The following is a 12,807-nucleotide window of genomic DNA, read 5'->3' as shown; positions in this document are numbered from 1 at the left end:
AGAGAGTTTGCTGTATTAGTATAAAGGCGGGGTCCCAATTTTGGGTCCCGCCTCTTTTTTTAATCAATGGTTTTGGACAATGACTGAATCCTTAGACGACTTAATTAAACAAGCAGAAGAAAAATTTGCTGCTGCTCCTGATGTAGCAAGTTTAGAAAATGAAAAGGCCAAGTTTTTAGGTAAAAATGGTGCGGTTACCTCTTTACTAAAGGGACTTGCCAGTTTGCCAAATGAAGAAAAACGTGAACAAGGGCAACGCATCAACCAAGTCAAACGAGAGATTGAGGCTTTGTTGAATGCGCGTCGCGAGCGTTTTACAGAAGAAGAATTAGCCAAACGTTTAGCGGCCGAAAAGATTGACGTGACCTTACCCGGTCGCGGTATGAATCGTGGTGGTCTGCATCCTGTGATTCAGTCTACACTAAGAATTGAGGGAATTTTCCGTTCGATCGGTTTTGATGTGGCTGATGGACCTGAAATTGAGACCGACTGGTATAATTTCACCTCGTTAAATAATCCATTAAATCACCCTGCACGTTCAATGCAGGATACGTTTTATATCGATCACAATGACGATGAGGGATTACCTCTCATGCTACGTACGCATACTAGTCCTATGCAAGTGCGTTATGCTCGTCAGCATACGCCGCCTATTAAGGTTATCGCTCCGGGTCGGACCTATCGGGTGGACAGTGATGCAACCCATAGTCCGATGTTTCATCAGGTTGAGGGATTGTGGATTGATGAGAATATTTCCTTTGCTGATTTAAAAGGTATTTATACCAAGTTTTTACAAGCATTTTTTGAGACGGACGATATTGTTCTGCGTTTCCGCTCGTCTTTTTTCCCATTTACAGAGCCATCTGCCGAGATTGATATGATGTTTACCAGTGGCCCGATGAAGGGGCAGTGGTTAGAGATTTCCGGCGCCGGTCAGGTTCATCCGAATGTTATTCGTAACTATGGCTTGGATCCTGAAAAGTACATGGGTTTTGCCTTTGGTTCCGGTATTGAGCGCTTAACCATGTTGCGTTATGGCGTCAATGATTTACGTTTATTCTACGAAGGTGATTTGCGTTTCTTAAAGCAATTTAATCGTTAAATTGTGTTGAGTTTACGCCATTATTTATTTCATCTTTTATTCGTTTTTTGCAAAGAATTTACTATGTTTATTTCAGAGTCTTGGTTAAGAAGTTTAATCAATCCGGAGCTATCGACTGAGGAGCTTTGCCACCGTCTAACCATGTCGGGTCTGGAGGTGGAGGGCGTTGAGCCAGCCGCTCCGGCTTTTACCGGCGTGGTCGTTGCTGAGGTTAAAGAAATAGGGCTACATCCCAACGCCGATAAATTACGTATATGCCAAGTAGATGATGGTTCGGGCGAGTTGGTTCAAGTTGTGTGTGGTGCGCCTAATGCGGCTGCCGGTATTAAAGTGCCGATGGCACGCGTAGGTGCTGTATTACCGGGCGATTTTAAAATTAAAAAAGGCAAGTTGCGAGGTGAGTTATCCCTCGGTATGCTTTGCTCAGCCGATGAGTTGGGCATGGAGCAAGATCACGATGGCCTATTGATTCTCGATGAGTCGCTAGCTGTGGGTACTGATATTCGTGATGCCCTAAACTTAGACGATAATATCATTGAGTTTAAATTAACTCCGAACCGTGCTGATTGCTTATCCGTTTATGGTGTAGGTCGTGAGGTTCAAGCGCTCACTGGTGCTTCGCTCAAAACATTTGATTTTACGCCGGTTGATGTGACACTTGACGAAACCATGCCTGTTAGGATTGATGCGCCTGATTTATGCGGCCGTTTTGCCGGTCGTATCATTCGTGGGGTAAATGCCAAGGCCGAGACGCCCGATTACATTAAGCAGAGAATTGCCGCTGCCGGTATGCGTCCAGTATCTGCGTTAGTCGATATATCTAACTATGTGATGCTTGAATTAGGTCGCCCTACGCACGTGTTTGATATCAAAAATATTGATACCTCAAAGGGCTTAACCGTTCGTTGGGCTAAAGATGGCGAAAAGCTTAAGTTATTGACAGACGTTGAGGTTGAGCTATCCGGCGATACCGGGGTGATTTGCCATAACGATATCCCTGAAAGTATGGCCGGCGTGATGGGTGGCGATGCCACTGCTGTTGATTTAGAGACAACCGACATTTATTTGGAAGCGGCGTTTTGGTTCCCTGAAGCAGTGGCCGGTTTGACTCGAAAATACAAACTATCGTCAGAAGCTGCTTATCGCTATGAGCGTGGCGTGGATTTCCTCAATATTGTTGAGCACATTGAGTATATGACTCGTCTTATCTTGGAGGTATGTGGCGGTCAGGCAGCGCCGGTACTAGATGAAGTGGTTAATCTTCCGGAGCGCAAAGCGGTGACTATGCGCTTAGCCCGTTGCAATAAGGTGTTAGGGGTTGACGTATCCGCTGAAGAAGTTAAGCAGATTTTTACTGACTTAGGGTTTGATTTTGACGTAGCTGAGCAGGTGTTTACGGTCAAGGCGCCGTCATACCGATTTGACATCGAAATTGAAGAGGATTTGATTGAGGAAGTTGCGCGCGTTTATGGTTTTGAGCGTATACCTGCGCGCGAACCGATCGTTGAAGCCAATATCTTCCCATTTCCAGAGAAGCAACGTTCTGAACACGCTTTTCGTCATTTAATGGCGGCGATGGATTATCAGGAGGTGGTTAATTACAGCTTTGTTGATGAAAACTGGGAGCGTAATTACCAGAACAATGACAATCCTATTCGTTTGCTCAATCCGATTTTCTCGCAATATGCTGTGATGCGCACCAGCTTGGTTGGTGGCTTGTTAAAAAACATTGCCCATAATGCGAAGTACAGACAAAATCGTGTGCGCGTATTTGAATTGGGCCGTGTGTTTTTTGACGATCCTGAGGTTAAGTCCGGTGACAAAACAGTTAAAGGAATTAACCAGCCGATGCACTTTGCGGCGGCAAGTTGGGGTTTAGCCTATCCTGAGCAGTGGGGCGAAAAAGCTCGTCAGGTCGATTTCTTTGACCTGAAAAATGATTTAGAAAATCTATTAGGTTCTCAGGCAGCTGATTTGCGCTTTGTGGCGGAGGAACATCCGGCTTTACATCCGGGTCGTAGTGCGGCTATTTTTTATCGTGATGAGAAAATCGGCGTGATCGGTGAGCTACACCCCCAATGGTTGGGTGAACTGGATTTAACAACAGCGCCGGTGGTTTTTGAGATCGCTATTGCTCCATTGATGGATCATGATTTGGTGTCTTATAAAGATATTTCCAAGCAGCCCGTGGTTAAGCGAGACCTGGCACTTTGGGTGCCTAGTGCGATTAACTATCAGCAAGTTGTTGATGTTCTTGAAGAAATTCGTCAACAAGGTATACTCAGAGAGATCACTTTGTTTGATATCTGGAAAGATCAAAATTCCACACAAAATGAGCGTAGTTTAGCTTTGCGCTTTATTCTTCAAGATGCGACAGCAACACTTGAGGATGCTCAAGTAGAAGAGGTGATGAGCAAAGTGCTTAATACCTTAGTTGAAAAACTGGGTGTTAGATTAAGATAGTTGCCGGAGAGAAAGATGACAACCATAGCAAAACCTTCTTTGACAAAAGCTGATTTGACAGAGTTGCTTTATGACAATGTAGGGGTTAATAAGCGCGAGGCAAAGGATATTGTTGACGGCTTTTTTAACCAAATAAGTGAAACCTTAGTGGAAGGCGAGCCCGTACGAATCTCGGGTTTTGGTAATTTCCAACTGAGAGATAAGGCGGCTCGTCCCGGCCGTAATCCAAAGACAGGTGATTTAATTCCAATTTCCGCTCGTCGAGTGGTTACTTTTCACGCAAGTCAAAAACTAAAAGAGGCGGTTGAGGATCCTATCGAGGAAGTTTAATCTTAGCCGTATTTAGTTAAAAGGCGGGGTAGGTTCTGTGATGTATTGGCAGACTCATACTCCGCCTTAATTATTTCAAGTAGCAGATAGATTAGAAGAAATCTTGCGCCGAAAAAGTGCTGTTTTATGCTACACTCTGATTAATCATAACAATTCAAAAGCCGGTCTCTGAGCGTCTCGGCCTTATATGCGATGGAACAAACTGATATTCAAGACATTGAAAAGGTGGAGTTGCCACCCATCCCTGCTAAGCGTTATTTCACTATTGGTGAGGTGGCTGATTTATGCCAAGTCAAGCCGCATGTTTTACGTTATTGGGAGCAGGAGTTTACTCAGCTAAATCCTGTTAAGCGTCGTGGCAATCGCCGTTACTACCAGCATCATGAGGTTTTATTAATTCGCCGTATTCGTGAGTTACTTTATGGACAGGGCTATACTATCGCCGGTGCTCGTAACCGTTTGGGTAATCCTCGTATGCAAGAAGAAAGTGACTCTGCGGTCCGTATTCCTGCCAATGATCTCAATACGATCCGTACTGAGCTAGAGGAAATTATTCGTGATTTGGATGGTTTACTCAAAGATTAGTTGAGTTTTATTAGTGGTTAAACTAAAAGGGTGTTTGATATGATTTATCAAACACCCTTTGTTTTACTTAGATAGGCCTAGCACTACTTGAGAGCCTCTAATACAGATTGCATGGTGTCTTTGGCATCACCAAAGCACATGAAGCTATTTTCTTTAAAGAAGAGAGGGTTTTGTACACCGGCATAGCCTGTGTTCATTGAGCGCTTCAAAATAACCACATTTTCTGCTTCCCAAACACGTAAAACCGGCATGCCGGCAATCGGGCTATTGGGGTCAGTCTGAGCCGATGGGTTGACGGTATCGTTAGCACCGATCACTAACACCACATCGGTATCAGCGAAGTCATCGTTGATTTCGTCCATTTCAAGCACGATATCGTAAGGAACCTTAGCTTCAGCTAATAGTACGTTCATATGGCCCGGCAAACGGCCTGCCACCGGGTGAATACCAAAGCGTACATCGATGCCCTGAGCTCGTAACGTTTCTGTGATTTGAGCTACCGGATATTGCGCTTGGGCAACTGCCATACCGTATCCCGGGGTGATAATCACTGACTTAGAACCTTTAAGTAATTCAGCCACCTCAATAGCGCTCAACTCGCGATATTCACCGTCTTCCTCGTCGCCACCGCTAGCGGTACCGTCTGTACCAAAGCCACCGGCAATAACGGAAATAAAGGAGCGGTTCATGCCCTTACACATGATGTAAGAAAGAATCGCACCGGAAGAACCGACTAGGGCACCGGTGACGATTAAGAGGTCATTACCGAGCATGAAACCTGCCGCGGCCGCTGCCCAACCGGAGTAGGAGTTGAGCATCGAAATCACAACCGGCATATCAGCCCCACCGATGGAAGCAACTAGGTGCCAACCAAAGGCGAGCGCAATGATAGTCATGATAATTAACGCAAAGGTCGAACCATCTGCTTTGACGAATAAAACTAATAGTAGTAATGAAACGAGAATGGCTGCCAAGTTAAGCTTGTGCTTATGAGGTAATGACAATGGCTTGCTGCTTAACTTACCGTTAAGCTTACCGAAGGCGACCACAGAACCGGTAAAGGTGACGGCACCGATAAAGACACCTAAAAACACCTCAACTAAGTGAATATAGTGCATATCCGGGGTGACTGCGGCGCGATCCATGTAACTGTTAAAACCGACGAAGACAGCGGCCAAACCGACGAAACTGTGAAGAATCGCAATCAGCTCCGGCATCTCTGTCATTTCAACTTTTTTGGCGCGATGAATACCAATCGCAGCCCCTAAAATCATGGCGACTAAAATCCATGCAACGCCTTCCGTGTTTTTACTGAAAATCGTTGCAATTAGCGCGATCGCCATACCGACCATGCCGAAAAGGTTACCGCGACGAGCGGACTCTTGATTGGATAGACCAGCCAAGCTCAAAATGAAAAACAATGCTGCAATAATATAAGCAGCTGTTACTAATCCTGCTGACATACTTACCCCTTAGCCTTTGCGGAACATATTAAGCATACGACGGGTGACATAGAAGCCACCAAATATATTGATGCTGACAAGGAACACAGAGATAAACGCCAAGAAACTAGCAAAACCGCTAATCGTGGACATTTGTACAATGGCTCCAACAATAATGATGCCGGAAATAGCATTGGTGACTGACATCAATGGCGTGTGTAAAGCATGAGTGACATTCCACACAACATAATAACCAACCACGCAGCTCAGCATAAAGACGGTGAGGTGGTTGAGGAACTCTTGTGGTGCGTAATTACTTGCCCATAAGTAGATCGCAACACCAATTACCGGTAATGCCAAACGCTGCCATAATGGCTTCGGTTCTTTTTTGACTTGAACCGGTGCTGGGGCAGGAGCCGCTTGTGCAGGGGCTGCTGATACTTGAATGGGTGGAGGAGGGAACATACCCTCGCCATGGTGAGTGACTGTCATATTGCGAACAATGACATCATCAAAGTCGAGTTCGACATTACCGTCTTTTTTCGGTGTGATTAACTTAGATAAATTGACTAAGTTCGTCGCGTAGAGCTGAGACGATTGGCCGGCTAGGCGATTAGGTAAATCAGTATAGCCGATGACCGTGACGTTGTTGTCCGTAGTGACGACCTCGCCGGGTACCGTATACTCACAGTTACCACCGCCCAACGCTGCCAAGTCAACAATCACAGAACCGGGCTTCATGGAATCAACCATTTCTTTGGTGATTAGTTTAGGTGAAGGTTTGCCCGGAATAGCCGCCGTCGTAATAATGATGTCGACCACTTTGGCTTGCTCTGCAAAAAGCGCCATTTCCGCTTTGATAAACTCGTCGCTCATGACTTTGGCATAGCCATCGCCACTGCCGCCCGACTCTTCGGGGAAGTCTAACTTTAAGAACTCGCCACCCATGGATTCGATTTGCTCGGCGACTTCTAAACGTGTGTCAAATGCTTTGACTACCGCGCCTAGTGAACCGGCCGCACCGATAGCCGCAAGACCGGCAACACCGGCACCAATCACCAGCACTTGTGCCGGAGGTACCTTACCAGCAGCGGTAATTTGACCGGTAAAGAAACGACCAAAGTGATGAGCAGCTTCAATCACGGCACGATAACCGCTGATATTAGCCATGGAGGATAAAACGTCCATGGACTGAGCACGCGAAATACGCGGGACCATATCGACGGCCAGCGCAGTGATTTTTTTGGCACTCAGCTTGTCAATTAAGTCTGAGTTTTGTGCCGGTTGAATAAAGGATACTAAAAGAGTACCTTCTTGCATGGCATCAATTTCAGCGTCTGTTGGTGCGTTAATTTTATAAATGATGTCGCTATGAAAAACCTCTTCACGGCTCATTACCTTAGCACCGGCTTCAACGTAGGAGGCGTCATCAAACTTTGCTAAAAGACCTGCACCAGATTCTACAGCGACTTCAAAGCCGAGTTTAATGAGCTGCGTCACAGTCGTCGGTGTAGCCGCTACACGGGTTTCACCGGCGAATTGCTCCTTAGGAATACCTATTCTCATCAATTCATACCTCGTCAAGATTAAAAAAACTGATAGAAAGGATAACAACTACTCCTTTCACTCTGTAGATCATACTATAGGTAGGGTGTTTTTATGACGACGGCTGTGGCTTTTATGTCGTTATTTTTTCAAAATGTAAAATTAGCTTAATCAAAGATTAATTTAGCTTATGAGCGCTAGTTATAAGCCTAAGCTGAATTTTGAAGAGGAGAAACACATCAGCTGTTGCTTGCGCCGGGTGGCTAATCAGTAAGTGCATGTTACTTTGCCGTGATACGCTCCGATCTCATCGATCGGAGCGTTAGGCATTAATTCGCTAACTGTTTACGTGATTATTTAATTAAGCAGATTTTTTTAACCGCTTGATTAGTATAGGTGCAAACATAGACAAGACTGCTAATGATAAAAAGATAATTGAAATCGGTGTCTGCACTAATACCATCGGATCGCCTTGTGCGGCTGCCAGGGTAATGCGTAGTTGCTTTTCAGCCATTGGCCCTAAAATTAAGCCGATCAATAGAGGGGCAATTGGGAAGTCATACACACGCATCACATAGCCCATTAAGCCGATAGCGACCATTAGGTATAAGTCAAAGACTGAACCTGATACGCCCCAAATACCTATCATGGCAAAGATTAAAATGCCGGCGTAGAGTTGGGGCTTGGGGATCAGTAGTAGTTTCACCCACATGCCAACCAAGGGTAGGTTTAAAACCAAGAGCATGGCGTTACCGATGTAGAGCGAGGCGATTAAGCCCCAAACCAGTTCAGGGTTAGAGCTAAATAAAAACGGGCCCGGTTGTAAACCATAATTCTGGAAGGCGGTCAGTAAGATAGCAGCCGTGGCTGAGGTAGGTAGGCCAAGGGTTAAAAGAGGTACTAAGACACCGGCAGCAGAAGCGTTATTAGCCGCTTCAGGTCCTGCGACTCCTTCAATTGCACCTACCGTACCAAATTCGTCTTGGTGTTTGCTCAGCTTTTTCTCAGCGGTATAAGAAATCATGGTTGGGATTTCTGACCCCCCACCGGGTATGGCGCCGATTGGGAAACCAATAAAAGTTCCTCGGAGCCAAGGTCGCCAAGAACGTTGCCAATCTGATTTAGTCATCCATTTTTTACCCTTTTTAATTTCAACCATCTCATCTTTTTCTCGATTAAATCGACTTGCAACATAGATGACTTCACCAATGGCAAAGAGTGATACCAACACCACTGTTAATTCGATGCCGTCGAGGAGTTCGGCTGCGCCAAAGGTCATGCGCGCTTGACCGGTCATATTGTCGATGCCGATGACGCCGAAAGCTAAGCCGATAAATAGTGAAACAAACCCTCTCACTCGTGAGGCTCCCATCACAACGGCGACCGACGTAAAAGCTAAAACGGCAAGCGCAAAGTAATCGGCAGGCTTCAGGTAGAAGGCCAATTCAGCAACAACAGGGGCGGCAAAGGTCAACATAATGGTAGCAAAACTACCGGCCACAAAGGAGCCGATGGCAGCGGTTGCTAAGGCAGCAGCACCGCGCCCGTTGCGAGCCATTTTATTGCCCTCTAGGGCCGTCATCATGGAACCGGCTTCTCCCGGCGTATTGATGAGAATACTGGTGGTTGAACCACCGTACATGGCACCATAGAAAACGCCGGCAAACATAATAAAGGCGGATACCGGCCCCACTGAGACAGTCACGGGTAAAAGTAATGCAATGGTCAGAGCAGGACCGATGCCCGGTAGGATCCCAATGGCGGTGCCAAGCATTGAGCCGATTAAAGCCCAGACTAAATTCATGGGCTGCAAAGCGACTGCGAACCCGTGAAATAGAAGATTTAAGGTTTCCATTTATACACCTATGAGGGGTAAGAACTCACCCAGTTGCAAGCCTAAATAGCTAAATAGCAACCAGCTTAATGTACCGAGCGTAAAGCCGATGATTAAATCGCTTAGCAATCTCTGTGAGCTGAACGCGCGTGCGATTAAGGTAAAAGTCAGCATGGCAGTCAGTGGCAGGCCAAGCGAGGTGATGGTCAGTGCCGGGATCAGGCAACCCACGGTAGCTGTAAAAAATGCTTTTTTGTCCATGGGGGTGGAACCGCTGGCATTTTCTGTGTCTTGTGCTTCAAACGTTTCGCCACGTGCTATTTGCATCATTAATAAAATACCCAAAATGACCAGACCTATGCCGGCCAAATTAACAAAAAGCCCCGGACCTATCCCAGCATACATTGCTGTACTTGACAGCTTAGTGGCGCTATATACACAAATAGCACCCAGCACAATGACGGCGAGACCAAGCCACCATGGTTTGGATTTGTTTTCTTGCATATGCATAGTAAATGTCTTTAAGTTGAACTACACTTAATTAAAAAAGCCGGTTGCTTAGAGCGACCGGCTTGAACTGATGCGATGATTATTTAATTAAGCCGCTGTCTTTAAGCACCTCATTGATGCGCTCTGATTCTGCTTTAATAAATTCACCGAATTCATCACCGGTTAAGAAAAACGGCTCCCAACCTTGGGTTTCCATGGTTTCTTTCCATGCGTCGCTGTCATTTAGCTGCTCAAAGCGACTGATCCACTCTTGGTAGTTATCTTCGGGCATATCCGGTGAGCCTAACACACCACGCCAATTCGCCAGCTCAATGTCAAAGCCTTGTTCCTTGAAGGTGGGGACATCAAGACCTTCCATGCGCTCTGAAGAGGTAATGCCAAGGATCTTTACACGACCCATGTCAGCGAATTGTTGGAACTCTGAAATACCTGAGATACCGGCCGCTAAGGTGCCGTTGACAATGCCTGTAATAGTTTCTGTACCGCCGGCTTGTGGGATATAGTTGATCTTAGACGCATCGGCGTCGTTAGCCTTTGCTAATAGGGCAAGGGCAATATGGTCAACACCACCGGCTGAGCCTCCCCCAACCGGTACCGCACCCGGATTTTCTTTTAATGCTGCTGCTAAGTCTTGTAGGCTTTGATAAGGTGAGTCGGGTCGCACCGCGATGACTAAGTATTCAGCGGTTAAACGTGCTAATGGTTTAAACTCCTCCAGTTTGATTGGAGAGTTATTCATGGTGATTGAGCCAACCGTAATCGCACCGAAAACAGCTAATTCGTCAGCTTTGCCTTTTGCTTTGTTTTGAAACTCTGCCAAACCGATGGTGCCACCTGCGCCGCCTCTATTGGTGTAATTAACCGTACCGGTATAAATACCGGCTTTGTTCATTGCAGCCATTGATTGACGACCCGTGCTGTCCCATCCACCACCTGGGTTCGCAGGTAACATGACACTGACCTGTGCTTGTGCGACAGAGGCTGCTAATAATAAACCGCTGATCAATCCGGCCTTAAGCATTTTTGTTTTGATTTTCATCTTTTTTGTCTCCTGTGGAAATAGTCGATTAGCTATTATTTCTTTGCTGTGGTGTTGACTATTATGAAGGGTCCATTTTGCCAGTATTACGTATTTTATGGCTTTAGGGATAAACCCTGTTGTAGCTTAAAAACAGGGTTTAGTAGGAGGAAGTAGGCAAAGAGGGCTTAGTACTTGAGTGTGTCGGGATTGAGGAGAATACTTTTATCTACGTCGTTAAGATTCGTATGACCACAAAAAGCCATCGTCACATCAAGCTCATTGGCCAGTAGCTTGAGTGCTTTTTCGACACCTGCTTGACCAAAGGCGGCTAGGCCATATAAAAAGGCTCGACCAATCATCACGCCATCTGCTCCAAGCGCCTTGGCTCGTAAGATATCTTGACCTTGTGTGATACCCCCATCCATATAGACTTCCATGTTGCTATTGTGCTGTGCAAGCGCTTCTATGATGGGTTCCAGTGCGGAAATGGAGGAGGGAGCACCATCTAACTGACGGCCACCATGATTGGATACCACAATGGCATCGCCCCCATGTTTGTACGCTTCAACCGCATCATCAGGTGACATAATGCCTTTAAGAATCAGTGGGCCATCCCATGCCTCCTTAATCCAGGCAATATCATTCCAGTTAAGTTGAGGGTCAAATTGATCGGCAGTCCAAGACGCGAGGGAGGTCATATCAGCAACGCCAGTGACATGACCCACAATATTACCAAAGCTGCGGCGCTTGGTTTTAGACATATGCCAACACCATTCGGGTCGACGCGCAAGATCGAGAATGTTGAGTAGGGTCGGCTTGGGTGGTGTACTTAAGCCGTTTTTAATGTCTTTGTGACGCTGTCCCATGACTTGAAGATCTAAGGTCAATACTAAGGCAGAGCAACCGGCATCTTTTGCGCGGCCAATGAGTCGACGCATAAAATCGCGATCTTTCATGACGTAGAGCTGGAACCAAAAAGGTTGAGTGGTGTGTTCAACGATATCTTCAATGGAGCAAACGCTCATCGTTGACAGGGTAAAAGGTACGCCAAATTGTTCCGCTGCCTTAGCTGCTAAAATCTCACCATCAGCTCTCTGCATACCGGTCAAACCTGTTGGGGCAAGGGCAAGCGGCATGGCATACTCCGTGCCTAATAACTTGCCTTTGATACTTCTATTGCTGAGATCGCGCGCGACTTTTTGAATGAATTTGAGCTTATCAAAGTCAGTTGTGTTGGCGCGATACGTGCCTTCAGTAAAAGAACCGCTATCCATGTAGTCATAGAACATTTTTGGTACTTTGAATTTAGCGACTTTGCGAAGATCCTCGATGCACGTGATTTTATTAATATTAAACATGTTTGAATTAATTATGATGGTGATTATGTGTGCTTAGTAGCCTTGAATTTAATACTCTTATTGTACTTTGTCCAGATTAACTTGCTTTTTACTTTAAAACGTCTTAGAATCTTATTCTTTCCTCATTAGGGGAAAAGAAAAAAAGAAAAAAGTTCGGGGCGTAGCGCAGCCTGGTAGCGCACTTGCATGGGGTGCAAGGGGTCGAAGGTTCAAATCCTTCCGTTCCGACCAATGAATTCGAGAGCTTGTGGGCCTTTGCCTGCAAGCTCTTTTTGTTTTTATTTCATCAGGGGTACACCAAGGGGTACACCAGAAAAAGCTTGTAGAACAATAAATGGAGACCTTTGCAATAACCCCTCAAACTTCCTAAAATATAGCTTGTTTTCTTGCATTCTTACTTTAGTCCTATGAGTAGTTTCTTTCAACAAACCGCCAAAGCCCGTATTGCCAAACACCTTGATCGTTTTCCGTTACTTAAGTTAGATCAAGTGATTGATTGGCGACCGATTGAATGCTACCTCAATTCACAAAAGCAGCGTCGATTGACGACTCAACAAGGTCGTCCGAGTTATCCCGTGCTCGCCATGTTTAAGGCAGTCCTATTGGGTCAATGGCAT

The 12,807-nt window shown here is 45.9% G+C and carries 11 protein-coding genes and 1 tRNA gene; 6 read left to right on the top strand and 6 right to left on the bottom strand.

The window, feature by feature from the left end; translation table 11 throughout:
• Positions 1-79: 79 nt before the first annotated feature.
• From pheS to B092_RS0102690, 4 genes are all read left to right on the top strand, one after another.
• A complete protein-coding gene (gene pheS, locus B092_RS0102705) occupies positions 80-1,102 on the top strand; it encodes a phenylalanine--tRNA ligase subunit alpha (protein WP_026253561.1) in 1,023 nt (340 codons plus the stop codon).
• A gap of 63 nt (positions 1,103-1,165) precedes the next feature.
• Positions 1,166-3,565, top strand: a complete 2,400-nt coding sequence (gene pheT, locus B092_RS0102700; RefSeq protein ID WP_018573705.1) for a phenylalanine--tRNA ligase subunit beta — start codon at positions 1,166-1,168, stop codon at positions 3,563-3,565.
• 15 nt (positions 3,566-3,580) lie between these two features.
• The gene (locus B092_RS0102695; protein WP_018573704.1) at positions 3,581-3,895 is read left to right on the top strand and encodes an integration host factor subunit alpha; all 315 of its coding nucleotides are present in this window, start codon (positions 3,581-3,583) and stop codon (positions 3,893-3,895) included.
• Between the two features lie 192 nt (positions 3,896-4,087).
• The gene (locus B092_RS0102690; RefSeq protein WP_018573703.1) at positions 4,088-4,480 is read left to right on the top strand and encodes a MerR family transcriptional regulator; all 393 of its coding nucleotides are present in this window, start codon (positions 4,088-4,090) and stop codon (positions 4,478-4,480) included.
• A gap of 83 nt (positions 4,481-4,563) precedes the next feature.
• Here the strand turns inward: B092_RS0102690 and pntB are convergent, their stop codons facing one another.
• The 6 genes from pntB to B092_RS0102660 form a co-directional block, all read right to left on the bottom strand.
• Positions 4,564-5,943, bottom strand: coding sequence for a Re/Si-specific NAD(P)(+) transhydrogenase subunit beta (pntB, locus tag B092_RS0102685; RefSeq protein ID WP_018573702.1), 1,380 nt, complete (start codon positions 5,941-5,943; stop codon positions 4,564-4,566).
• 9 nt (positions 5,944-5,952) lie between these two features.
• Positions 5,953-7,488, bottom strand: a complete 1,536-nt coding sequence (locus B092_RS0102680; RefSeq protein ID WP_018573701.1) for a Re/Si-specific NAD(P)(+) transhydrogenase subunit alpha — start codon at positions 7,486-7,488, stop codon at positions 5,953-5,955.
• A 340-nt stretch (positions 7,489-7,828) separates the two neighbouring features.
• Complete coding sequence (locus B092_RS0102675; protein ID WP_018573700.1) at positions 7,829-9,322, bottom strand: tripartite tricarboxylate transporter permease; 1,494 nt, start codon at positions 9,320-9,322, stop codon at positions 7,829-7,831.
• On the bottom strand, positions 9,323-9,811 hold the full coding sequence (locus tag B092_RS0102670) for a tripartite tricarboxylate transporter TctB family protein (RefSeq protein ID WP_018573699.1): 489 nt from the start codon (positions 9,809-9,811) through the stop codon (positions 9,323-9,325).
• A 79-nt stretch (positions 9,812-9,890) separates the two neighbouring features.
• A complete protein-coding gene (locus B092_RS0102665; protein WP_018573698.1) occupies positions 9,891-10,850 on the bottom strand; it encodes a Bug family tripartite tricarboxylate transporter substrate binding protein in 960 nt (319 codons plus the stop codon).
• A gap of 167 nt (positions 10,851-11,017) precedes the next feature.
• On the bottom strand, positions 11,018-12,190 hold the full coding sequence (locus B092_RS0102660; RefSeq protein ID WP_018573697.1) for an alpha-hydroxy acid oxidase: 1,173 nt from the start codon (positions 12,188-12,190) through the stop codon (positions 11,018-11,020).
• A gap of 154 nt (positions 12,191-12,344) precedes the next feature.
• Between B092_RS0102660 and B092_RS0102655 the strand changes: the two genes are divergently transcribed.
• Together B092_RS0102655 and B092_RS0102650 are read left to right on the top strand one after the other, a co-directional pair.
• A tRNA-Pro gene (locus tag B092_RS0102655) sits at positions 12,345-12,421 on the top strand.
• 176 nt (positions 12,422-12,597) lie between these two features.
• Positions 12,598-12,807 (top strand): transposase (locus B092_RS0102650; protein ID WP_018573696.1); only part of this gene is annotated, 210 nt, incomplete at its 3' end.

This window comes from Oligella ureolytica DSM 18253, assembly GCF_000373745.1.
GTDB classification, from domain to species: Bacteria; Pseudomonadota; Gammaproteobacteria; order Burkholderiales; family Burkholderiaceae_B; genus Oligella; species Oligella ureolytica.
This window is presented reverse-complemented; position numbering and strand designations above follow the sequence as displayed.